This window comes from Paenarthrobacter sp. NPDC091669, assembly GCF_044756725.1.
Taxonomy (GTDB): domain Bacteria; phylum Actinomycetota; class Actinomycetes; order Actinomycetales; family Micrococcaceae; genus Arthrobacter; species Arthrobacter bambusae_C.
The window spans coordinates 588,791-611,064 of sequence record NZ_JBIVTK010000001.1 but is presented as its reverse complement, the minus strand read 5'-3'; the positions used below and the strand labels follow the sequence as shown (position 1 = coordinate 611,064).

Here is a 22,274-nt window from a genome sequence, read left to right as displayed (position 1 = left end):
TCATGGAGTACATCGCAGTCCTTGCGCCGTCCATAGTTGTGGGTTTGATCTTCTGGTTTGCCATGAAGTCGATCTTCAATGCAGACAAATCCGAGCGTCAGGCAGAAGCCCGCGCCCAAGCCGAAGCAAATTCAAAAAATGCCGGCCCGGCATCTGAAGGCCCAGCCGCTAAATAGGCTCCTAAATGGCTTCCACTTTCACGTGAATCCAATTGTGCTTTGACGTGCGTGCTTGCCGTGAACGATAATCGACAAAGGAACCCGGGGAATTTCTGATTATCCATCCCTCCAAATGAGAGGCAACTCATGGCACAGAAAGTAAAAATCATCCTCGTCGATGACCTGGATGAAGGGGCTGCGGACGAAACTGTCCGCTTCGGCCTGGACGGTGTGAGCTACGAAATGGACCTGTCCACAGCAAACGCATCATCGCTGCGGAAGGCCCTGGAACCGTTTGTCGCAAAGGCCCGGAAGACCTCTTCCGGTCGCGGGACGCGGGGTCGCGCTACTCCGGCCCGCAACCAGGATTCCGCACAGATCCGGCAGTGGGCCCGGGATAACGGTTACACGGTCAACAGCCGCGGACGTATCCAGGCTGAAATTCAGGAAGCCTACCAAAAGGCCAATTCCTGATTCACCGCTTCAATGCCCCGGCAGTCACTGCCGGGGCATTGGTTGTTTAAGGGACTCGGTTTGTTGGGCGCCACCGTGGCCCCGCCGACCGAATAATCCGTGAATCTCCCCGGCCCTGGACGGCCCGTTTACCGCTGCTATTGCGGAGCAGGGATAGCCGCGCGCTTGCAACGCCGTGGAATGCTCCCGGGGCGGCCCGGCGGCAGGTTGCCCGGGCCGGCTGGCAGGATGTCACCGTCGCCTGCCGCGGTCAAGGGGAAGCGCCCGTTTTATTCCTCCGCGGCGTCATGTTTCCCCTGTGGCGAACACGCCCCAAAAGTGTTGCTCCGGCACGTAGCATCAAAGTACGTCGTAGCTAGGAGTGTGGCGAAATGTTTGAGAGATTTACGGACCGTGCCCGTCGCGTGGTCGTCCTTGCCCAAGAAGAGGCACGGATGCTCAACCACAATTACATCGGTACCGAGCACATCCTCTTGGGTCTGATCCACGAGGGTGAAGGCGTTGCTGCCAAGGCGCTCGAGTCCCTGAGCATTTCGCTCGATGGCGTTCGCGAGCAAGTACAGGAGATCATCGGCCAGGGCCAGCAAGCCCCGTCCGGTCACATCCCCTTTACGCCGCGTGCCAAGAAGGTGCTTGAGCTTTCCCTTCGTGAAGCACTGCAGCTCGGCCACAACTACATCGGTACTGAGCACATCCTGCTCGGCCTCATTCGCGAAGGCGAAGGCGTGGCCGCCCAGGTGCTGGTGAAGCTTGGTGCGGACCTGAACAGGGTCCGTCAGCAGGTCATCCAGTTGCTCTCCGGCTACCAGGGCAAGGAAACCGCAGGCAGCGGCTCCGGCCAGGGCCAGCCGGAAGGTACGCCTGCCGGCTCGGTGGTGCTTGACCAGTTCGGACGCAACCTCACGCAGGCTGCCCGCGAAAACAAGCTCGATCCTGTGATCGGCCGCGAGCAGGAGATGGAACGCGTCATGCAGGTCCTCTCCCGCCGCACCAAGAACAACCCTGTGCTGATCGGTGAGCCCGGCGTTGGTAAGACTGCCGTCGTCGAAGGCCTTGCCCAGGCGATTGTCCGCGGCGATGTCCCGGAGACCATCAAGGACAAGCAGCTGTACACGCTTGACCTCGGTTCCCTGGTTGCCGGCTCCCGTTACCGCGGTGACTTCGAAGAGCGCCTGAAGAAGGTCCTCAAGGAAATCCGCACCCGCGGCGACATCATCCTCTTCATCGACGAGATCCACACCCTCGTCGGTGCAGGTGCTGCCGAAGGCGCCATTGATGCTGCGTCCATCCTGAAGCCGATGCTCGCCCGTGGTGAACTCCAGACCATCGGTGCCACCACTCTTGACGAGTACCGCAAGCACATCGAAAAGGATGCCGCGCTTGAGCGTCGCTTCCAGCCGATCCAGGTCAAGGAACCCTCCGTCGCTCACGCGATCGAGATCCTCAAGGGACTCCGCGACCGTTACGAGGCACACCACCGCGTGACGATTACCGACGGCGCCCTCGCCTCAGCCGCGCAGCTGGCCGAACGCTACATCTCGGACCGCTTCCTGCCGGACAAGGCGATCGACCTCATCGATGAAGCCGGCGCACGCCTGCGTATCCGTCGCATGACCGCTCCGCCGGAGCTCAAGGCCATGGACGAGCGCATTGCGGACGTGAAGATGGAGAAGGAATCCGCCATCGACGCCCAGGACTTCGAGGGTGCTGCTTCGCTGCGCGACAAGGAGCAGAAGCTCATTGCCGAACGCGCTGAGAAGGAACGCACCTGGAAGTCCGGCGGCATGGACGACATCTCCGAGGTTGACGAGGACCTGATCGCTGAGGTTCTTGCGAACTCCACCGGCATCCCGGTCTTCAAGCTCACCGAGGAAGAGTCCTCGCGCCTGCTCAAGATGGAAGACGAACTGCACAAGCGCGTTGTCGGCCAGGACGAAGCCATCAAGGCCCTGTCCCAGGCCATCCGCCGTACCCGTGCAGGCCTGAAGGACCCCAAGCGTCCCGGTGGCTCGTTCATCTTCGCCGGCCCCACGGGCGTCGGCAAGACCGAGCTCGCCAAGGCACTTGCCGAGTTCCTGTTCGGTGAAGAGGACGCCCTCATCACGCTGGACATGTCCGAGTACTCCGAGAAGCACACGGTTTCGCGTCTCTTCGGTGCACCTCCGGGCTATGTCGGCTACGAAGAAGGCGGCCAGCTGACGGAGAAGGTCCGTCGTCGTCCGTTCTCGGTGGTTCTGTTCGACGAAGTGGAGAAGGCCCACGCCGATCTCTTCAACTCACTGCTGCAGATTCTGGAAGACGGCCGCCTGACCGACTCCCAGGGCCGCGTGGTGGACTTCAAGAACACCGTGATCATCATGACCACCAACCTTGGTACCCGCGATATCTCCAAGAGCGTGGCGACGGGCTTCCAGTCCGGAACGGACACCCAGACCGGCTACAACCGGATGCGGGCCCGGGTTACCGAAGAGCTCAAGCAGCACTTCCGTCCCGAGTTCCTCAACCGTGTTGACGACGTCGTAGTGTTCCCGCAGCTGACGCAGGACGAGATCATCGAGATCGTGGACCTGTTCGTGAACCGCCTGGAGCGCCGCCTCAAGGACAAGGACATGGGCATCGAACTCACCCCCGCTGCCAAGGTTCTCCTGGCCACACGTGGTTACGATCCCGCCATGGGTGCCCGGCCGCTGCGCCGCACCATCCAGCGCGAGATCGAGGACCAGCTGTCCGAGAAGATCCTGTTCGGCGAGATCCACTCCGGCGACATCGTTGTAGTGGACGTTGACGGCGAAGGTGACGACGCCAAGTTCACGTTCGAAGGCAACGCCAAGCCGCGTATCCCGGAGATCGCTCCGACCGCGTAAGTCCAACGCTTGATCCCAGAAGCCCCACCCGCTCCGCAAGGAGTTGGTGGGGCTTCTGCGTTGGGCAGGCCAAAGGAATGCGGCGCGCTAGCCCGGGATGCCTGCTCCGGCCAGGTAGTTTGCCACGATGCCGGCGAATTGTTCGACGGAGTGGCCGGAGTGCGTTTGTCCAAACATCGCTGCCGCCAAATGCGGGTAGTTGCCGGTGTGAAGGGTTTCGGTGAGGTACAAGACGCGGCTGGCCGTGGCGTTTTCGGCTGCTCCGGAGGCGGGTGCGGAAGCCAGTTCGTTTTGTACGAAGGCTGACGTGATGGCAGACATCATGGCCACGGTTTGAAGCTTGGCTGGTCCAGGAAGGTCCACCGTTGCCAGGGCGGATAAGGCAGCTTCCAGGTATCGGAGCGAATTGGGGCCTGTGGACGGGCGGGTCAACAGCAAGGGGGCCAGCCAGGGGTGTCGGTGCATGATGTCCCGTCCCTGGTGGGCAAGGTTCAGAAGTTCCTCTCTTGGATTCTCGCCTCCGGCCTCAAGTTGGTACTCGCCGGCGACTGTATCCATCATCAGTTCCACCAGTTCGTCGTGGGATTTCACGTAGCGGTAGAGAGAGGCGGCGCCGGCACCTATGCTCGCGGCTACCCTTCGAATGGACACCGCGGAAAGGCCTTCGTCGTCCGCGATGCGGAGGGCCGCCGTCGCAATTCCGTTGCGGGAATGTTCGGGCTTGGGCCCGACAGTTGCACGCTCGGGGCGCCGCCAGACGTCCGTGGGATTGTGAGCAGTCAATCCAGTACCGCCCTTTCATCCTGTTGAAGTGATTTGGTCCTGCCCCCATTCCACTATATTCTTAATTGCGAACGGTGATCGCAATTAGCGAAGGTGGGGAATGGCATGCGGGTACTCATGGTGGCTCCCGGAACGCGCGGGGATGTGGCGCCCATGGCCGGTCTCGGGCAGCGCCTGCAGGTGTTGGGCTACGAGGTTGCCATTGCGGCCAATCCTGCCTATGCCCCTCTGGTTGTTGAGTCCGGATGCGAGTTCAGGCCCCTGCCGGGGGACCTGACGGAATTGATCAAGCAGCCAGCCCCCGGCGCAAAGGCGGCACCCGGAGGCGTGCTGACCTTCTGGCGAAGGCTTGGCGAATACATGGACAATGCAGCCACGGGTGCCCTGGCTGCCGCCGAAGCCGGAACCGATGTCATCATGGCCAACTCGGTGGCACCCTATGCCTACGACATTGCTGAGGCCTTCGGCATCCCGGCCATCGGGGCACATTTGCAGCCAACCGAACCGAGTGCGGCCTACCCGCCCGTGCTGATGAATTCGGCTCGAAGCCTGGGTGCGCTGGGGAACAGAATCATTGGCGAGCGGGCGGCTGCAGGGCCGGCCCCCTACGATGCTCCCAGTGCCCGCCTGCGCAAGCAGCTCAACCTGCGCAAGGAAAGCCGGGCGGCCGGCGAACGTCGTCGGAGGAAGGCCCGGTCCACCATTCTGCATGGCATCAGTCCTGCTGTCCTGCCGCGGCCGGCCGATTGGCACGCGGGTTTGGTGATGGCCGGATATTGGTGGCCCCCGGAACATGACGGCTGGGAGCCCTCCGCTGGCCTGGTGGACTTTCTCGCGGACGGTCCAGCGCCCGTCTTCATTGGTTTCGGCAGCAGCGCGCACCTTGACCCCGGCTTCATCCTCGAGGCCACGCGTCGTGCCGGAGTTCGGGCTGTTGTGCAGGGCGCAGAGGGCGTGTTGGGCGATGACGCCCTGGGCGTGGGAAATGTCCCGCACGAGTGGCTCTTCCCCCGGATGGCGGCTGTAGTGCATCACGCCGGAGCGGGAACCGCCGCGGCCGGGTTCCGCGCAGGTGTGCCGTCGGTAGGTGTTCCCGTGTATACGGACCAGCCACTCTGGGCTTCGCGAATCGCATCCCTGGGCGTCGGTCCCCAACCGCTTCCGTACAAGAAGCTGACTCCGGAGCGCCTTGGTGACGTGATCGCGGAGGCCGTAAGAACGCCGTCGTACGCGCAGCAAGCGCAGGTCCTGGCGGCCGCCATCGGCAAGGAAGACGGGACTGTGCCGGTGGTCGAAGCGCTGCGAAATCTCGAAAAGTAGCATCGGGAGCTCTCACGACGCGCTCTCCACGGCTTAGTTGAGTGCGGAATATGTGAAACTACTGTTTCACTGTGAGTGAACCACCCTGTGATCGGGAGCACAATGCGTGTTGAATCGGATCATGGACTCTGCTGACACTCTGACCCCGGGCGAGCAGCCCGAAACTCCCTTCCACCATGTGGACCACTACCTCGCCATCCCGCGGGTCAGCGGCCTTACCCTCAGCCCCGATGGCAAGCGCCTGGTCACCACCGTTTCAACGCTGAACGGCAAGGGAACCGAGTTCGCTTCTGCCCTCTGGGAGATCGACCCCACTGGCCATAAGCACGCGCGCCGCATCACCCGCAGTTCCAAAGGCGAGGCGGGCGCCGTGTTCGCGGCAAATGGCGACCTCTACTTCACCTCGGCGCGCCCGGATCCGGACAGCCCGGACGCTGACCCGGTCAACGCCCTCTGGCTCCTCCCCGCTGACGGTGGAGAAGCCCGCGTGGTGCACTCGCGCGCAGGCGGCATCAGTTCCGTCATGGCTGCGAAGGATGCGGACGCAACGTTTGTCAGCGCCGAGGTCCTCGCGGGATCCGCGGACGAGGACAACGACGACGAACGCCGAAAGGCACGCAAGGACAACAAGGTCTCCGCCATCCTGCACAGCGGCTACCCGGTCCGCTACTGGGATGCCGACCTCGGCCCCGCAGAGCCGCGGATCTTTGCCGTCGAGCAGGGTGAGGGGCAGGAACCCGGCAAGCCGTCAACGGTGGACGCCGCGGCTCCGCTCAAGCTCCGCAACCTGACGCCCGGCGTCGGCGGTTCCCTGCGTGAGTCAAAAACAGTGGTGAGCCCGGACGGGAAGACCATTTACACCAGCATGACCAAGGCGCTCGCCAAGGCCGACAGCCGCGAGGTGCTGGCCGCCATCGACGTCGCCACCGGGAACGTCAAGGTGCTGCTGGACCACGAAGGCATGAGCTACTTCCCGGGACCCGTCAGCCCGGACAACGGCACGCTCGTGGTAGAAAGCGAAAGCGACACCACGCCGACGCAGGCTCCGCAGGTGAAGCTGCACCTGCTCAACGTTGCCGACGGCGAGACCACCGACCTTGAGCCGCTGGCGCACCACTGGGATCGCTGGGCCACCGTCCTTGCCTGGCTTCCGGATGGCAGCGCCGTCCTTGCCAAAGCGGACGACGACGGCGCGTCGCCGGTTTTCCTGATCAACGTCGCTGACGGTGGGGTCACCCGGGTGACGCAGGACGCTTCCGCCTATTCCGACGTCGTGATTTCTCCCGACGGGACTGCGGCGTTTGCCCTGCGGAGCTCGTACGAATTCCCCGCCGAAGCGGTCCGGATAGACCTCGCCACCGGAGAAGTGACCAGGCTGCAGGCACCCGCCGAGCGGCCCGTCTACAAGGGACATCTGGAGCGCGTGGAAACGACGGCGGACGACGGTGCACGAGTGCCCGCCTACCTCGCGCTCCCCGAAGGGGCGTCGGCCGGAAAGCCTGCGCCGCTCCTGCTGTGGATCCACGGCGGCCCTCTGGGTTCGTGGAACGCCTGGACGTGGCGCTGGAACCCCTGGCTGCTCGTCGCCAAGGGCTACGCCGTGCTGCTGCCCGATCCAGCGCTCTCCACAGGCTACGGCCAGGAATTCATCCAGCGCGGTTGGGGTGAGTGGGGCAAGAAGCCCTTCACCGACCTCATGGCCATCACCGACGCGGTGGTGGGGCGCCCGGACATTGACGAGTCGCGGACAGCCGCGATGGGGGGATCGTTCGGCGGCTACATGGCCAACTGGGTGGCCGGCCAAACCGACCGGTTCAAAGCGATCGTTACGCATGCCAGCTTGTGGGCGCTGGACCAGTTCGGCCCCACTACGGACGCTGCGCAGTACTGGCTGAAGGAAATGACCGTGGAAATGGCCATGGAGAACTCCCCGCACCTGAACGTGGGAAACATCAAGACACCCATGTTGGTGATCCACGGCGACAAGGACTACCGGGTTCCAATCGGCGAGGGCCTGCGTCTTTGGTACGAGCTCCTGTCATCCTCGCAATTGCCCGCCGACGACAACGGCCAGAGCCCGCACCGCTTCCTCTACTTCCCCGACGAAAACCACTGGGTGCTCCAGCCGCAGCACGCGAAGATCTGGTACGGAGTGGTGGAGCACTTCCTGGCAAAACAGGTGCTGGGCGAGGACGTTGCTTTGCCGGAGGAGCTGGGGGTCTAGGCGATTCGTTCGGCCCCAGCCCCGCATTCTGTCATGCGCGGGGCTGGGGCGTCCGGCACCTGTTTGCCTCGCTAGGATGGGGGAGTGAATTCGACCTTCAGCCTCCGTCCTGCCCGCACCAGCGATGTAGCGGCGATCAAGAGGCTTGTGGCGCCCTTGGCTGAGGAACGGATCCTCATGGCCAAGGAGACTGTGGCTTATTACGAGAGCCTGCAGGAATTCCGGATCGCCGAATCTGACGGCGGGGAAGTCATTGGCTGCGGCGCGCTCCACGTGATGTGGGAGGACCTGGCCGAGATCCGCACTCTTGCGGCTGCTGATTCCTGGCGGGGGCGGGGCGTGGGGCATGTCCTGGTGGAGAATCTCCTTGAGGAAGCGCGCGCCCTTGGTGTGAGCCGCGTATTTTGCCTGACATTCGAGGTGGACTTCTTCAAGCGCCACGGATTTGAAGTCATGGCTGACCAGTCGGCCGTTGACCCGCAGGTGTACTCCGAGCTGCTCCGTTCACACGACGAAGGCGTGGCGGAGTTCCTGGACCTGGCTCGGGTGAAGCCGAATACCTTGGGCAATACCCGCATGATCAAGCAGCTCTAAGCCCGCAATCCCCTTCCGCGCGTCGAGATCCTGAAGGAAATTGGCGCGTCTTTCAAGCGTGCCCAATTATGAGTGATTTAAACCTCTTTCCTTATCTAAAATTGATGGATAAACTGATTGAGGCTTGCTGGGGAAGCTTCCACCACATCGGTCAATTGAGAGAAGATCATGCAGTCCCACGCGTCCCTTTCAGATGTTTCAGAACTCCAACTCAGCGTGCGCGGTCCAGTGTTCACGCCTGCCGATCCCGGCTTCGCCGCTGAAGTAGCGGCCTTCAATTTATCCACACAGCACCAGCCCGATCTTGCCTTCGGAGCCCTCGACGCAGAGGATGTCTCGGCGGCGATACGCTGGGCAGCGGAACGCGGTGTCCCCGTGTCCGTCCAGTCAACCGGGCACGGTGCCACCAATGCGATCGAGGGTGGCCTGCTGATCAGCACCCGACGAATGCTCGAGCTCAGTATTGATCCCCTGGAGAAGACAGCCCGCGTGGGTGCGGGCGTCCGTTGGAAGGCCGTGGTGGAGCTCGCCGGGACCTTCGGCCTCATGGGGCTCTGCGGTTCAACCACCGACGTTGGCGTGGTGGGTTACACGCTGGGCGGTGGGCTGCCGATCCTGGGCCGCAAATACGGATTCGCTTCTGACCACGTGATTGCGTTTGAAATCGTCACGGCGGACGGAACCCTGCGCAGGGTAACCAAGGACGAGGATTCGGAGCTGTTCTTCCTCCTGCGTGGCGGCAAGGGCAATCTGGGAATCGTCACGGCCATGGAGTTCCACCTCTTCCCTGGCTCCGACCTCTACGCCGGCGGAATCTACTTTGACGGTGAGCAAGCTCCAGAAGTACTGCAGGCGTTCAGGGGTTGGGCACCTGCCCTGCCGGTAGAGGCCTCGGCGTCACTTGCCTTCCTGCGGCTGCCTGACATGGAGATGGTGCCGGAACCCCTGCGCGGAAAGTTTGTGATCCACCTCCGTTACGCCTATCAGGGTGATCTGGCGGCGGCGGCAGAACTCCTGGAGCCGATGCGCCGGAGCGCACCGTTCATGATGGACGCTACCGGTCCCCTTGACGCCACTGCCTTCGACTCCATCCACCAGGACCCGGACCAACCAGTTCCCGTGATGGAACACGGGTTCCTCTTGGACAGGCTGGATGCGCCTGAAGCCGAAACGCTTCTGCGGCACTTTGGCCCGGGCGTCGAAAGTCCCGTGCTGTTGGCCGAGCTCCGGTTGCTCGGGGGTGCTTTGGCGAAGAGTGCAGGCGGCGATGACATTGTGGGTGGTCGCGATGCTGCGTTCAGCTTCTTCATGGGTGCCATTGCCGTCCCGCCGGTGGTTGCGATGTTGCCCGCGGTTTTCAATGCCGTCCATGAAGACCTTCGGCCTGCCGCCAATGCCGGAACCTTCGTGAACCTGCATGGCCACTTTGTGGATGCCGAAGACAGGGAACGGCCTTGGCGGGCAACGGCATTGGAACGGCTTCGCAAGGCAAAGGCCGAGTTGGACCCGCAGAACATGTTCAGCTTCGGGCATGTAGTGGGGCTCCCGGTCATTGACCAGACAGTGCTCCTTGAAGACGTTGTGACCGCCGGCGGCGACGCCGTGCTGAACAACTAGGGGCTGAGGGTGATGAACAACCGCGTCACGTTCCCCGACTTCTCCGCCTTCCAGATCGACATCCCGCACGGATCATGGCCACACGAAGCGCCATGGTCCGGGGACAGGCATTCGGACCCTGACCTGTACTCGGCCTTCTGGTCCGAGTTCCAGGCCAGGCAGGAATCCGAGGCGGTGACAGCACCGCCGGCCAAGGAGTAGCAGGCACAAAGCAGGCCCGGAGGCTGGGCAGGGCGGAAGGGGCGGCTCCCGGGAGCTGCCCCTTCGGCGCGGGACTGCCCCTTCGGCGCGGTGCGCTTATGACGAACGTCCAATACTGGGGACGCTGGGTACGAGCCCTGGTTGGGCGTCGAAGCGGCGTCGATAGTCCGTGGGCGTGGTGGAAAAGGCCCGGGCAAAGTTTTGCCGGAGGGTCACGGCGCTGCCAAAGCCGCATTCTGCTGCCACTTGGTCCATGGACAAACTGGAGCTTTCCAGGAGGTGCCTGGCCGCATCCAGCCGCTGGGAACGCACCCACGCTGAGGGCGTGGCGCCGGTAGATGCCCTGAAGGCGCGAATGAACGTTCGGCGACTCATGTGGGCCTGGTTGGCGAGCGTCTCGATAGTGAGATCCTCGCCCAGATGCCCCAATGCCCACTCAAGCAGGCGTGCCATGGGGTCGTCCGAGGAACGTGGCGGCAGGGGATGCTCAATGTACTGCGCCTGTCCGCCCTCGCGGTGCGGGGCGATGACCAGGCTCCGTGCCACTCGGTTGGCTGCCGCGGACCCCAGGCGGGTCCTGACCAGATGCAGGCAGGCGTCCAGCCCGGAGGCGGTGCCGGCCGACGTCAGCACATCGCCGTGATCGATGTACAGCACCGTCTGATCCAGGAAGACATCCGGGTGGCGTGCCGAGAGCGAACTGAAGGCCTCCCAATGGGTGACGGCGGACCGTCCGTCCAGGAGGCCGGCGTCGGCAACAGGGATGGTGCCCAGGCAGAGGCCAAGGATGGTGACGCCGCGCTGATGCGCCTGCTGAAGTACGGTGCGGAGCTGCCCGCTGGGCTCGCGGCCGTCATCAAACCATGAGGGCACCACAATGATGTCGGCTTCGTCCGCCGCTTCGGGACCCAGGATTTCTCCCAATTGATAGCCTTCCGCGGTGCGGATGTGGCCCGCCTGGTCCGCAAAAAGCAGGGTGGTCCACTCAGCGAGTGCTTGGCGCGCGACCTCGTCGAAGACCATTTGGGGGACAGCGAGGTGGAACATCGTGACGTCGTGGAAGGCATACACGGCGATGCGCACGGATCCTCCTGGGATTGGCCTGAATCAATCGTACAAGGGCATTCATGCCACTGGTGGTCGGCTCCGGAGGCGCCGAAGATGAAATGGTGCCGCAAGCCGGCCACTGCCTTCCACCTCACGGAAAGAGAGCATCATGAGCACTCCCCGCCGCGCCCTAGTCCTGGTAGACGTCCAACAGCAGTACTTCAGCGGACCCCTTGAGATCCAGTTCCCGCCACACGAGGAATCCATCGCGATGATCGGCAAGGCCATCGACGCCGCAATGGCCGTAGGCATCCCGGTTGCCGCCATCCAGCACAGCGCTGGAGAGGGCGCGCCGGTTTTCGCCCCGGGAACCGTTGAGTACAGCCTCCACCCAGAGGTCGAGGCCCGCCGGAAGGACTCCTGGAAGGATGTCGTCAAGGAGTACGGATCGGTCTACGCCGGGACGGACCTGGCCGAATGGCTGCGGCAGCACGACGTCGACACCGTCACCTTGGTGGGGTACATGACCAACAACTGCATCCTGGCCTCGGCCGTGGAAGCCGAGTTTATTGGCTTCAGCACCGAAGTGCTCTCCGATGCGACCGGTGCCATCAACCTCGCCAACGACGCAGGATTCGCTGATGCGCAAACAGTCCACACCACCCTGATGGCTTTGCTGAATTCGAACTGGGCGGCCGTCAGCAGCACCGACGCCTGGGTGGATGCCCTGAACGCGGGCAACGCCCTGGAGCGGAGCGATCTGGGGAGTTCGGCAGTGGCCGGGGCCTCGCGCTGAAAAGGCCCGGGCGAGATAACTCCGCACCAAGGGCCCCCAAGGCCTACCGTGGGCCGGGCCGCCGGTAGTAGGGTCAGAGCACCAGCCGCAGCACGCCCAGGAGCATCCCATGAAAAAGCTCATTAATGATCCACGCGCAGTGGTGGACGAGTCCGTAGAAGGGTTCGGCATGGCCCATGCCGACATTGTGGATGTCCATCCCGAGCCCAAATACGTCATCCGAAAGGGTGCTCCGGTGGCGGGCAAGGTTGCCTTGGTCTCCGGCGGTGGCAGCGGTCACGAGCCCCTGCACGCAGGTTTCGTGGGACTCGGCATGCTCGACGCCGCTGTGCCCGGCGCCGTCTTCACCTCGCCAACCCCTGACCAGATTATTCCGGCGACCGTCGCGGTGGACTCAGGCGCCGGCGTCGTTCATATCGTGAAGAACTACACCGGCGACGTCCTGAACTTTGAAACCGCCGCCGAGATGGCGCAGGCCGAAGGCGTGCATGTGCGTTCGGTCCTGGTGAACGACGACGTCGCGGTGGAAGACTCGCTGTATACGGCAGGCCGGCGCGGGGTGGGCGGAACGGTCCTGGTGGAAAAGATCGCAGGGGCATCAGCTCAGCGCGGCGACGATCTTGACACTGTCACGGGCATCGCCGAACGGGTGGTGGCCAACGTGCGGACCATGGGAGTGGCACTGTCCGGCTGCACCGTGCCACACGCAGGCACGCCGAGCTTCGAGCTGGAAGACAACGAGATAGAGATCGGTATAGGCATTCACGGCGAACCGGGCCGGCACAAGATCGCCATGGAAAGCGCTGACGCCATTACGGACCGCCTGCTGGAGCCTGTGTTGGAGGATCTTGCCCTGGCGTCCGGGGATAAAGTGCTGCTGTTCGTGAACGGCATGGGCGGAACCCCGCAAAGCGAGCTCTACATCGTCTACCGGCGTGCAGCCCAGGTCCTGGCCGAACGTGGTGCCACCGTGGAGCGCTCGCTGGTGGGCAATTACGTGACGTCCCTGGAGATGCAGGGGTGCTCCGTCTCGGTCCTGCGCCTTGATGACGAGATGACCCGGCTATGGGATGCTCCCGTCCACACTGCAGCTTTGCGGTGGGGAGCCTGAATATGGGGTTAACCGTTGGCTGGGCCACGGCCTGGTTGAAACTTTCCGCCAAAGCCATGGAAGAGCACCGCGTGGAACTGATCGAACTGGATCGGGCGATCGGCGACTCGGACCACGGCGAAAACATGGACCGCGGGTTCCAGGCCGTCCTCCAGAAACTCGACGAGGCGCCGCCCGAAACTCCCGGAGCAGCGCTCAAAGCCGCCGCGATGGCCCTCATGTCCAAGGTGGGCGGCGCTGCAGGGCCGCTGTACGGGACGGCCTACCTGCGGGCAGCTACCTCGCTGGGCGATGCCACCGAGATCGACGCCGAAACTCTGGCGGCTGCGCTCGCCGCCGCACGTGATGGCGTGGTGGCGCGCGGCAAAGCCGAGCTTGGGGACAAGACCATGATCGACGCGTGGACACCCGCAGTCGACGCGGCCCAAAAAGCAGCGGCGGGCGGCGCAGATCCGGTAGGCGTACTGGAAGCGGCTGCCGAAGCAGCTGAGACCGGGGCGATGGCAACGGACCCCTTGATCGCGCGTAAAGGACGGGCCAGCTACCTGGGGGAGCGCAGTGCCGGGCACCGCGACCCCGGGGCGGCCTCAACGGCGCTGCTCCTCCGTGCGGCCGCCGCGGCTGCTGCCGGTTCCACGGCTGAGGCAGGAACCGACGCCGTATGACGGTGGGGATCGTGGTGGTTTCGCACAGCAGCAAGATTGCCGAGGGAGCGGTGGAACTCGCCGCGCAAATGGCGCCCGACGTCGAATTGGTCGCCGCCGGGGGCACCGATGACGATCGGATCGGAACCAGCCTGGAGAAGGTGCTGGCCGCCGTCGAGCAGTCCCTGGTTGATTCCGGTGGTGACGGCGTGGTGGTACTGACCGATCTGGGCTCGGCGGTGATGACGGCCGAGTCTGCCATGGAGTTTGCGAGCGACCCCGATGCCGTGCTCCTCGCGGATGCCCCCTTGGTTGAGGGGCTGGTGGCCGCAGCCGTCGCGGCCCAAGGAGGTTCCGGCGTCGCGGATGTCCGCAAGGCCGCGGAAGCCGCAGGGTACCGGCCCGCGGAGCCCGCGGATCAGGCTGAAGGGGCCGGCGTCGTCAATCCGGACGCCAGCGGCGACTTCACGCTCATCAATCCCTTGGGCATGCACGCCAGGCCCGCCGCGAAAATCGCAGGCGGCCTGTCCGGGCTGGACGCCGAGGTGACCGTCAACTGCGTCGATGGCATGTCCATCATGGCGCTCATGGCACTCGCCGCCGGCCAGGGTTCCACGCTCCGTATCGAAGCCCGCGGCAAGGATGCGCAGAAAGCTGTTGACTACGTTCGGCGGTTGGTGGAAGAAGGGTTTGGGGAGCTCTAGTTCAGATGGATTTGCTTCCAAATATTGCTAAGTATGCTGATTAGTGATGTTGTAGAGGTACAGGTTCACTACAAGGAAGAGGTGCGAATCATGGGTGCTGACGACAAAATGGAGAACGCTGGCGAGAAGCTTGGTGGCAAGGCCAAGGAAGCTGCCGGAAAGTTGACGGACAACGAGCGTCTTGAAGCAGAAGGCAAAGGCGACCAGACGAAGGCCGACCTCAAGGGCGCCGGCGAGAAGCTGAAGGACGCCTTCAAGAAGGACTAGGTATCCGGACAGGGCCACTGCGGTTGCAGTGGCCCTGCCTTGTTTTGTGAGGCGATTGTTGTGTGGGGCGTCGTCCGCCGGCGCCAACCTGATGGAGGATCTACGTGAACATACTGGTGAAAATTTTCGGCCTGGCAATTGGTCTTGGCGCCGGCGCGCTGGCAAACAAGACGCTGGAGGGCCTCTGGGAGAAGAAGACCGGCAAGCCTGCCCCCAAGGACAGCACAGACCTCAATGACTCACTTCCGGGCGTGCTGGTCTTCGCGGTTGTCTCGGCCGGCGTCGCCGCCGTGGTTCACGTTCTCACCCAGCGGGGCACCAAGAGTGTCCTGGCCCGCATGAAGAAAACGGCTGACGAGGTCTAAAAACATGGCTATAGCTAAGTTCCCAAGTGTCGTCATCGATTGTCCCGACCCGGCAGTCCTGGCTGCCTTCTATGGCGAGCTCTTCGGCTGGGACGTCGAGGACAAAGGCGACTGGTTCGATATCCGCCCCGGCGACGGCAGCAACTGCATCTCCTTCCAGCAAGTGGAGGTGTACCAAGCGCCGGTGTGGCCCGGGCAGACCATTCCGCAGCAAATGCACCTGGACATGGTGGTGGAAGACCTGGACAAGGGCGAAGAAGCTGCGATCTCGCTGGGAGCCACCAAGGCCGACCACCAGCCCGGTGAGACGTTCAGGGTGTTCCTTGATCCGGCCGGCCACCCGTTCTGTCTCTGCCTCAGCTAAGGCCTGGCCGCCGCTGGGCCTGAACCCTGCGGCGGCTTTCGGTCCTTAGCCCTGCTGTGCCGCCCATTCATCGACGCGGCGGTTGCTCTCTTCCTCGGAGAGGTCCTCGACACGCGTCATGATGGACCAGCGGACGCCGAACGGATCGCGGATGCTCGCGTAGCGGTCACCTGAAACGAAGGTGGTCAACGGTTCCCGGATGGCGGCGCCTGCTTGCTCTGCTTTGTGGACCAGGCTGTCCGCGTCGGAGCAGTAGAGGCCCAGGGAATAGCAGTCGTCCTCGCCGGACGGTGCCTGGACCAAGTGGTATTCGGGGTTGGGTTCGCCCAGCTGGAGGTGGCCGTTTCCGAAATCGAGCTCCGCGTGGACCACAACCCCGCCCATCTCAGTTTCGCCCACCACACGTGCCCCGAACACGTCCCGGTAAAGGGCGACGGCGGCCTTGGCGTTCGGCACCGAGAGGAACGGCGTGAGGCTGGTGAGACCGTTCGGTATGCCGTGGGTGGTGTACTCCCCGTGGGCGGCCGTGGTTGATTCTGTGCTTGTAGTATCTGTCATGGATACGACGCTACGTGCCTCCGGGTGCCAGGCGCTTGGAGATTCGCGACAGGTTCACGCCGATCCGGGGAGGGGCTTATGGAGGGTTCCTTCAAAGGCATCCTGTACCCCGCGCGGCTACCCACCTTCAACCGTGTTCCCGTGCCGGCGTCGGTAGCGGACCTGGTGCAGTGGTTCTGGATCCCCGAGTGGGACATCGAACCCGGCCGGACCTCCCGGCAACACCTCATCGCCTACCCTGCGTCCAACGTGGTGGTGCAGGCTGCGGACGTCGTCTTTTCCGGACCCACCACCCGCGCAGCGCACCGCGACCTGACCGGCTCTGGCTGGGCCGTGGGCGCGCTGCTCCGCCCGGCGGCCGTGCCGTTGTTTACCGACGACCCCGGCGCCATGCGGGACTCGGAAACAGAACTGGCGCTGACGGAGCTGCACACTGCGGTTTCGAACGCGATGACTGCACCCCGTGGCGACACAGCGCCTCGAGCCGGCACCCCGCACGACGACGGCACTCGCCGAAGCCGGGCAGTGGAGGCCTTTGTTGCGTGGCTGGTTTCATTGGACGCAGTGCTCTCGGAGGAAGCCCTCCTCGCGAACCGGATGATGGATGTCATCGCTTCCGACCCTGAGGTGCTCTTGCTTGAGGATGCCGCTGCCCGGCTGGCCGTCTCACCGCGAACGCTGCAGAGGCTGGCCAGGAAGTACATAGGACTCAGCCCCGCAGCACTCATACGTCGCCGGAGGCTTCAGGACGCCGCCGAGCGTACCCGGTCCGATCCAACAGCGGACCTTGCGGCGATCGCCGTCGAACTTGGCTATGCCGATCACGCGCACCTGACAAACGACTTCCAGAAGTATCTGGGCTTCACGCCGAGTACGTACCGGAGGTCAGCTGGGGAGTCTTGAGCGTCGAATGCTCGGACGCCGCGTCGGTGATTTCCGGCGTCGTGTCCTCCCCGCGGAAAGCCGCCAGCATGGCGTCGCGATCGAACTGTCCCTCCCATTTGGACACCACGAACGTCGCGACGCAGTTGCCCAGCAGGTTGACCACTACGCGCATGGAGTCCATCAAGCGGTCTGCTCCCAGCAGGAGGGCAACTCCGGCTACCGGGAAGATTCCGAGCGCCCCGGCCGTCGCGGAGAGGGCAAGGAACGCGGACCCTGGAACGCCGGCCATGCCCTTTGAGGTGAGCATCAGGATGCCGAGCGCTGCCAGTTGCTGACCCAGGTCCAGGTTGTGGCCAAAGGCCTGGGCGAGGAAAAGGAGGGAGATGGAAAGGTAGAGGGCGGCGCCGTCGAGGTTGAAAGAGTATCCGGTGGGCACCACCAGGCCTGTGGTTGCCCGGGAACAACCGGCATTGGTCAGCTTGGTCATGATGCGGGGGAGAACCGATTCAGTGGAGGCCGTGCCCAGGGCAAGCATGAATTCTTCGCGGGAGTACTTGATGAACTGCCACAGGGGAACCCGGGGGTAGACCCAGGCCACCACAAACAGCAGGCCGATGAAGACCAGCGCTGAGCCGTAGCATGCCGCAACCAGGAGGGCGTAGGTACTCAGTGAACTGAGCCCGTATTGGCCGATGATGAAGGCCATGGCACCGAAGGCGCCAATCGGGGCAACCCGCATGACCCAGGACATGATTTTGAAGAAGAGCTCCAGCGTCGTCTCCATGAGGTCGATGACCGGCTTGCACTTTTCGCGGCCCACCACCACGATCGCTGCGCCAAAGAAGATCGCGAAGCACAGGACCTGCAGCAGCGTGTTGGACGCAAAGGCTCCCACCACGCTGGTGGGAATGATGCCCAGCAGGAACTGTCCCGCGTCTTTGGGCGGGGCGGTGGTGGTTTTGGCGTTGACGGCATCCTCGGACAGGGACGCCGGGTCAATGTTCAGGCCTGCACCCGGCTGCACAAGATTGGCAACCACCAACCCAAACGCCAGTGCGAAGAGTGTGGCACCGGTGAAATAGATCAGTGCCTTAACGCCTACGCGGCCGACGGACTTGACGTCCCCCACGGCAGAGATCCCCGTGACGATGACCAGGAAAATCAGCGGAGCGATGATCATTTTGATGAGCTGAATGAAGCCGTCGCCCAGTGGGCGAAGGGCAGAACCTACGCTTGGCCATAAGTAGCCTATGGCGATGCCCAACACCACGGCCGCCAGAATCTGGAAAAACAAGGATTTGTACAGCGGCTTTTTCGCTGGCCTCACGGCGGCTGCGGGTGCGGAAATCTTCAAAGTGGCGCCTATCTGTGCGAGGGCCGCGCTGGGGTCGCGGCTGGGATCACTCAAGACGCTATGAGGGCCGTGTTTCCGAATTGCTAATTCCTGAGGCCTGTTGTGTTTAATATCGGAACAAGATTTTCACGATGTGGAAGTCTGGTCCGGGGCGGATGGTCACCTCAGGCGTCGGAGAGCCCGGCTGGACTGACAGGGGAATACCCAGCCGGCACTAACCTTGCTTCAGCCCGTCCGCATCCAAGATCACGGCGGCGGTAATGACCCTTCCGCATTGCTCGCCGTACGGATAATCGCCTTTGGGCGTAAAGGTCAGCATCCGGCTGGGCAGGGCTGTGCCAGAGGGAGACGTGCCGCTGACGGTCGCTTCCAGAGGGCTTTCGCTGAGGGCCGGAAGCTCAAGGAAACCCACAAACGTCCCGTCAGGGGAAGACGTCGCCGAGCACACGCCATCCGGCGTGCAGCCTTGGTCCACGGCCACGGCCACAGCGCCCGGGTGCAGGTCCAGGTCCTTTTCGGTGCAGGTGCCGTCCTGGCAGGCCTTGAGCCGCAGCGTCCCCACCTGGTCTGCGTAGCTCGCTGCAACACTCAGGGACACGCCTGCAATGTGCCCAATGGCCGGGCAGGCTACGGCTTCGGGATAGCAGCCCGGGAGTAATGCTGCGGTTCCGGCAAGGGTCAATGCCACTCCGATTTTGCCCATGCTTCAGGGTAGGACCGCGTGAGGCCGGCGTCTCCAGTGCGTCCCAAAGAGGCACCTGCATTGTTACGGCTCACCCGTTCCCGTTGCCGAATCGATACTGCTCCTGCCGAGCGCTAGGCCGGAAGCCGCAACCCGCCGTCGTGCATCTCTGCCAAGCCGTCCACCAACAGTCCATCCAGTGCGCGCTCAAGTTGCTCCGGCGCCGAGTTGAGCCGGTGCAGAGCGGCGAGGGGGATCCCGATGCCCGACGGCGCGAATCCGAGGTCCGCCGGTGCTTGCTCGAACATCTGGCGCGGGACGGGGGTGGCGGCCTCGCGGAGGACGGCCATCACGGCCCCACGGACCTGGCGGTCGGTGCCGTGCCAGGACTGGCCCTTGGGCGTGTACGACGGCGGCGGCTCACCCGCGGCGAGCCAGGCGCAGCTTGAGCGGACTGGACAGTCGGCGCACTTGGGGCTGCGGGCCGTGCACACCATGGCTCCTAGTTCCATGACGGACGCGTTCCAGCGCACGGACAGTTCCTGTTCGACGGGAAGGAGGGCCTCGGCCAACCGCATTTCGCCTGCGGTCAAGGCCGGAGCGGGCAGGGCGTTTCCGGAAATGAGCCGGGCGTGAACCCTTCTGATGTTGGTGTCCACCACGGTTTCGCGCCGGCCAAAAGCGAAGGCGGCGACGGCGGCAGCTGTGTAACTCCCCACGCCCGGCAAACCCAGAAGCTCGGCATACGTGTCAGGAACGTTGCCGCCGTGCTGCTCGCGGATGGCGACGGCGGCCGCGTGCAGCCGCAGGGCGCGGCGTGGGTATCCGAGGCGGCCCCAATGACGGACGGCTTCGCCCGACGGCTCCGCGGCCAGATGGCCCGGCGTGGGCCAGCGGTCCATCCAGTCCCGCCACACGGGCAGCACCCGGACCACAGGAGTCTGCTGGAGCATGACCTCGCTGACCAGGATTCCCCAGGCGCTGCAGTCCGGCTCGCGCCACGGAAGATCCCGGGCGGCATCGGCAAACCACTGATCCAAGGCACCGTGGAGCGCGGTCAGTTGGCGGGCATCGGGAAGTGTCATACTGCCCTCCACTGTAATGGAACCCCGGGCCATGGCCGACGTCACACAGTCCCGGAATAGGGTCCTGCGGCGTGTAGGTTAGGTGCCCCGAGGGCCACGAGCCTAGCCTAGAACCATGGCCACCAACGGTAAGCAGCAGTCGACCGCGCGCTCTTCAGCGCCGGCGAAGGGTGCTGCCCGTGGCTCATCCCGGAACGGGACAACAGGCGGCGGTACCCCGGCGAAAAAGCGGCGCCCGAGCCCTGCCGTGTACCGCCGTCGTCGTCAGGTTGTTTTTGGCGCCCTGCTGCTGGTGATCGCCTTGCTGGTAGGAGGCGGGGTAGCCCTCACCGGTGCGCTCGCCGGAAAGAATGAGCCCCAGGCCGTCAGCACCCCGGAATCGTCGCAGGCGCCGGCACAGGGAAGCGCGCCGTCAGGGACACCGTCGCCGTCTGCTTCGCCGACGCCTGTGTGCGACTTCAACCTCATGACCGTCGCGGCCAAGACCGACAAGCCCGCTTATGGTGCGGAAGACAAGCCGCTGCTCACCATGACCATCACCAACGGCGGCACCGCCCCGTGCGAGGTCAACGTGGGAACATCCCAAATGGAGTATCTGGTGATGAGCGGCGCGGACCGTATCTTCTCGTCCAAGGACTGCCAGACCGGCGGCGAAGACCTCATCAAGACCATCCAGCCCGGCAAGAGCGAAACCGCGAACTTCCCGTGGCAGCGCAACCGGACACTGGAAGGCTGTGGTGCGATCAACGCCAAGCCGGGCGGTAACGGCGCCTACTACACGTTCGAGGCGCGGCTGGGGAACAAAGCCAGCCCCAAGGCTGTCTTCCAGCTGAACTAAGTTCCGGCTGAACCAGCGTTCGACGGCGGCAGCCGGCTTAGAGGAACCGGTCCAGCAAGCTGGCCTCGGCCATGCGGCTCAGGCCTTCGCGCACCGTCCGGGCGCGCTGGTCGCCGATTCCATCCACGGTCATCAGATCATCGATGGTGGCGGCCATCAGGTTCTGGAGCCCGCCGAAGTAGTCCACCAGACGGTCGGCCACTGCCTTCGGCACGGACTTCAGGCCGGAAAGCAGGCGATATCCGCGCGGCTGGACCACTGCGTCCAACTGCTCCACCCCACCGGCGAAACCGATGATGTGCGCGATGCGGCTGAGGTCGATCAATTCGGTGGGGCCCAGGTTGAGGAGTGCCTGGACGGCTTCCTCGATCTCCTCAGGCGTGGCATCGGGGTCCGAGTAGTCGCGGATGATGACGTCGCTGCCCGGACCGCGGCCCATGGTCAGTTCCTCCACCTGGAGGGACAGCAGACGGCCGTCTTCGCCGAGCTCCAGAACGTATTGGGCGATTTCCTCCGAGATGCGGCGCACCATTTCCTGGCGCTGCAGGGTGACCGCGACGTCCCGGACGGTGACAAGGGCCTCGATCTCCAAGGCGGAGAGGGAACTGGTGACCTGGTCCAGCCTGGCGCTGTACCGTTCCAACGTTGCCAAGGCCTGGTTGGCGCGGGCGAGGACCTTTTCGGAGCCCTCCAGCACGTGGCGCAGCCCGTTCACGTAGAGCGCGATGATCTGCATGGACTGGCTGACGGAGATCACGGGAACGCCGGTCTGGATGGCTACACGCTCAGCGGTGCGGTGCCTGGTGCCCGATTCCTGGGTTTCGATGCTCGAGTCAGGAACCAGCTGGACTGCGGCGCGGACGATGTTGCTGGCGTCCTTGTCACAGATGATGGCGCCGTCCATTTTGGCCAGCTCACGCAGGCGCGTGGGGGAGAAGTCGATGCCGATGTCGAATCCGCCGGAGCAGATGGAGTCGATGGTGCGGTCGTAGCCCAACACAATCAGGGCGCCGGTCCGTCCGCGGAGGATGCGTTCCAGACCATCGCGCAACGGGGTTCCGGGTGCGACTCTGGCCAGGGTCGCCTTAAGCGACTCTTCCGGGCTCCGGGCCATAGGGTTTCCCTTCGAAGGTGCAAGCCTCGGCTCACAGACAAGCTGAATCCGGCGTCAGTGGGCACTCACAAAAAATGCCCCAATGACGACAAGCACAATGATAGGGCTTCCGGGGACCGTTAACCGCACCAGCAAGCCCCAAAGTGGGTCATTTCGTGATGTTCGGCGGTGCCCGCAAAGTGGTTTGGCGGCTGATCGGCGGGAACCCTATTTCCTTTAATCAGC

At 63.9% G+C, this 22,274-nt stretch carries 24 protein-coding genes; 17 read left to right on the top strand and 7 right to left on the bottom strand.

The features are described from left to right. Nucleotides 1-2 precede the first annotated feature (2 nt). From ACIQLI_RS02910 to ACIQLI_RS02900, 3 genes are all read left to right on the top strand, one after another. On the top strand, nucleotides 3-176 hold the full coding sequence (locus ACIQLI_RS02910; protein ID WP_198318316.1) for a hypothetical protein: 174 nt from the start codon (nucleotides 3-5) through the stop codon (nucleotides 174-176). 129 nt (nucleotides 177-305) lie between these two features. After that, nucleotides 306-632 (top strand): Lsr2 family protein, encoded by a 327-nt coding sequence (locus tag ACIQLI_RS02905; protein WP_311211765.1) that lies wholly within the window; start codon nucleotides 306-308, stop codon nucleotides 630-632. Nucleotides 633-1,003: 371 nt separating this feature from the next. Further along, a complete protein-coding gene (locus ACIQLI_RS02900; protein WP_089593213.1) occupies nucleotides 1,004-3,496 on the top strand; it encodes an ATP-dependent Clp protease ATP-binding subunit in 2,493 nt (830 codons plus the stop codon). Nucleotides 3,497-3,583: 87 nt separating this feature from the next. Here the strand turns inward: ACIQLI_RS02900 and ACIQLI_RS02895 are convergent, their stop codons facing one another. Further along, on the bottom strand, nucleotides 3,584-4,279 hold the full coding sequence (locus ACIQLI_RS02895; protein WP_400384748.1) for a TetR/AcrR family transcriptional regulator: 696 nt from the start codon (nucleotides 4,277-4,279) through the stop codon (nucleotides 3,584-3,586). 105 nt (nucleotides 4,280-4,384) lie between these two features. Here ACIQLI_RS02895 and ACIQLI_RS02890 point away from each other — a divergent pair, with 105 nt between their 5' ends. The 5 genes from ACIQLI_RS02890 (at nucleotide 4,385) to ACIQLI_RS02870 (ending at nucleotide 10,235) form a co-directional block, all read left to right on the top strand. Next, complete coding sequence (locus tag ACIQLI_RS02890) at nucleotides 4,385-5,599, top strand: glycosyltransferase (RefSeq protein ID WP_400384746.1); 1,215 nt, start codon at nucleotides 4,385-4,387, stop codon at nucleotides 5,597-5,599. 121 nt (nucleotides 5,600-5,720) lie between these two features. Further along, nucleotides 5,721-7,823 (top strand): prolyl oligopeptidase family serine peptidase, encoded by a 2,103-nt coding sequence (locus ACIQLI_RS02885; RefSeq protein ID WP_400384744.1) that lies wholly within the window; start codon nucleotides 5,721-5,723, stop codon nucleotides 7,821-7,823. 84 nt (nucleotides 7,824-7,907) lie between these two features. Continuing rightward, on the top strand, nucleotides 7,908-8,417 hold the full coding sequence (locus tag ACIQLI_RS02880; RefSeq protein ID WP_311211759.1) for an amino-acid N-acetyltransferase: 510 nt from the start codon (nucleotides 7,908-7,910) through the stop codon (nucleotides 8,415-8,417). Nucleotides 8,418-8,585: 168 nt separating this feature from the next. Then, nucleotides 8,586-10,034: an FAD-binding oxidoreductase gene (locus ACIQLI_RS02875; RefSeq protein WP_354231698.1), complete on the top strand. Its 1,449-nt coding sequence runs from the start codon at nucleotides 8,586-8,588 to the stop codon at nucleotides 10,032-10,034. Nucleotides 10,035-10,046: 12 nt separating this feature from the next. Beyond that, nucleotides 10,047-10,235 carry a hypothetical protein gene (locus ACIQLI_RS02870; protein ID WP_354231700.1) on the top strand — a complete coding sequence of 63 codons (189 nt, stop codon included), beginning with the start codon at nucleotides 10,047-10,049 and terminating at the stop codon, nucleotides 10,233-10,235. 96 nt (nucleotides 10,236-10,331) lie between these two features. On the opposite strand, the gene ACIQLI_RS02865 is transcribed toward ACIQLI_RS02870, so the two are convergent. Then, on the bottom strand, nucleotides 10,332-11,318 hold the full coding sequence (locus tag ACIQLI_RS02865) for a GlxA family transcriptional regulator (protein ID WP_400384741.1): 987 nt from the start codon (nucleotides 11,316-11,318) through the stop codon (nucleotides 10,332-10,334). 133 nt (nucleotides 11,319-11,451) lie between these two features. Here ACIQLI_RS02865 and ACIQLI_RS02860 point away from each other — a divergent pair, with 133 nt between their 5' ends. The 7 genes from ACIQLI_RS02860 (at nucleotide 11,452) to ACIQLI_RS02830 (ending at nucleotide 15,533) form a co-directional block, all read left to right on the top strand. After that, nucleotides 11,452-12,078, top strand: a complete 627-nt coding sequence (locus ACIQLI_RS02860) for an isochorismatase family protein (RefSeq protein ID WP_400384739.1) — start codon at nucleotides 11,452-11,454, stop codon at nucleotides 12,076-12,078. Between the two features lie 109 nt (nucleotides 12,079-12,187). Further along, a complete protein-coding gene (gene dhaK, locus ACIQLI_RS02855; protein WP_400384738.1) occupies nucleotides 12,188-13,189 on the top strand; it encodes a dihydroxyacetone kinase subunit DhaK in 1,002 nt (333 codons plus the stop codon). Nucleotides 13,190-13,191: 2 nt separating this feature from the next. Beyond that, nucleotides 13,192-13,854, top strand: a complete 663-nt coding sequence (gene dhaL / locus ACIQLI_RS02850) for a dihydroxyacetone kinase subunit DhaL (RefSeq protein ID WP_400384737.1) — start codon at nucleotides 13,192-13,194, stop codon at nucleotides 13,852-13,854. Beyond that, nucleotides 13,851-14,537 (top strand): dihydroxyacetone kinase phosphoryl donor subunit DhaM, encoded by a 687-nt coding sequence (gene dhaM / locus ACIQLI_RS02845; protein ID WP_400384735.1) that lies wholly within the window; start codon nucleotides 13,851-13,853, stop codon nucleotides 14,535-14,537. Before dhaL ends, dhaM begins: the two co-directional genes overlap by 4 nt. Nucleotides 14,538-14,627: 90 nt before the next feature. Beyond that, the gene (locus tag ACIQLI_RS02840; RefSeq protein ID WP_035760998.1) at nucleotides 14,628-14,804 is read left to right on the top strand and encodes a CsbD family protein; all 177 of its coding nucleotides are present in this window, start codon (nucleotides 14,628-14,630) and stop codon (nucleotides 14,802-14,804) included. A 104-nt stretch (nucleotides 14,805-14,908) separates the two neighbouring features. Then, nucleotides 14,909-15,169 carry a DUF4235 domain-containing protein gene (locus ACIQLI_RS02835; protein WP_354231712.1) on the top strand — a complete coding sequence of 87 codons (261 nt, stop codon included), beginning with the start codon at nucleotides 14,909-14,911 and terminating at the stop codon, nucleotides 15,167-15,169. Nucleotides 15,170-15,173: 4 nt separating this feature from the next. Then, on the top strand, nucleotides 15,174-15,533 hold the full coding sequence (locus tag ACIQLI_RS02830) for a VOC family protein (RefSeq protein ID WP_400384733.1): 360 nt from the start codon (nucleotides 15,174-15,176) through the stop codon (nucleotides 15,531-15,533). 45 nt (nucleotides 15,534-15,578) lie between these two features. On the opposite strand, the gene ACIQLI_RS02825 is transcribed toward ACIQLI_RS02830, so the two are convergent. Continuing rightward, nucleotides 15,579-16,091, bottom strand: coding sequence for a VOC family protein (locus ACIQLI_RS02825; protein ID WP_400384731.1), 513 nt, complete (start codon nucleotides 16,089-16,091; stop codon nucleotides 15,579-15,581). 78 nt (nucleotides 16,092-16,169) lie between these two features. Between ACIQLI_RS02825 and ACIQLI_RS02820 the strand changes: the two genes are divergently transcribed. Then, nucleotides 16,170-16,994 carry a helix-turn-helix domain-containing protein gene (locus tag ACIQLI_RS02820; protein WP_400384729.1) on the top strand — a complete coding sequence of 275 codons (825 nt, stop codon included), beginning with the start codon at nucleotides 16,170-16,172 and terminating at the stop codon, nucleotides 16,992-16,994. On the opposite strand, the gene ACIQLI_RS02815 is transcribed toward ACIQLI_RS02820, so the two are convergent. From ACIQLI_RS02815 to ACIQLI_RS02805, 3 genes are all read right to left on the bottom strand, one after another. Next, nucleotides 16,954-18,330, bottom strand: coding sequence for a cation:dicarboxylate symporter family transporter (locus ACIQLI_RS02815; protein ID WP_400384797.1), 1,377 nt, complete (start codon nucleotides 18,328-18,330; stop codon nucleotides 16,954-16,956). The two genes, ACIQLI_RS02820 and ACIQLI_RS02815, sit on opposite strands and share 41 nt — an antisense overlap. 214 nt (nucleotides 18,331-18,544) lie before the next feature. Continuing rightward, a complete protein-coding gene (locus ACIQLI_RS02810) occupies nucleotides 18,545-19,033 on the bottom strand; it encodes a hypothetical protein (protein ID WP_400384727.1) in 489 nt (162 codons plus the stop codon). 113 nt (nucleotides 19,034-19,146) lie between these two features. Next, on the bottom strand, nucleotides 19,147-20,097 hold the full coding sequence (locus ACIQLI_RS02805) for an A/G-specific adenine glycosylase (RefSeq protein ID WP_400384725.1): 951 nt from the start codon (nucleotides 20,095-20,097) through the stop codon (nucleotides 19,147-19,149). A 115-nt stretch (nucleotides 20,098-20,212) separates the two neighbouring features. Here ACIQLI_RS02805 and ACIQLI_RS02800 point away from each other — a divergent pair, with 115 nt between their 5' ends. After that, nucleotides 20,213-20,935, top strand: a complete 723-nt coding sequence (locus tag ACIQLI_RS02800) for a hypothetical protein (protein WP_400384723.1) — start codon at nucleotides 20,213-20,215, stop codon at nucleotides 20,933-20,935. 37 nt (nucleotides 20,936-20,972) lie between these two features. On the opposite strand, the gene disA is transcribed toward ACIQLI_RS02800, so the two are convergent. Continuing rightward, nucleotides 20,973-22,049: a DNA integrity scanning diadenylate cyclase DisA gene (gene disA / locus ACIQLI_RS02795; RefSeq protein ID WP_024819020.1), complete on the bottom strand. Its 1,077-nt coding sequence runs from the start codon at nucleotides 22,047-22,049 to the stop codon at nucleotides 20,973-20,975. Between the last annotated feature and the right edge of the window lie 225 nt (nucleotides 22,050-22,274).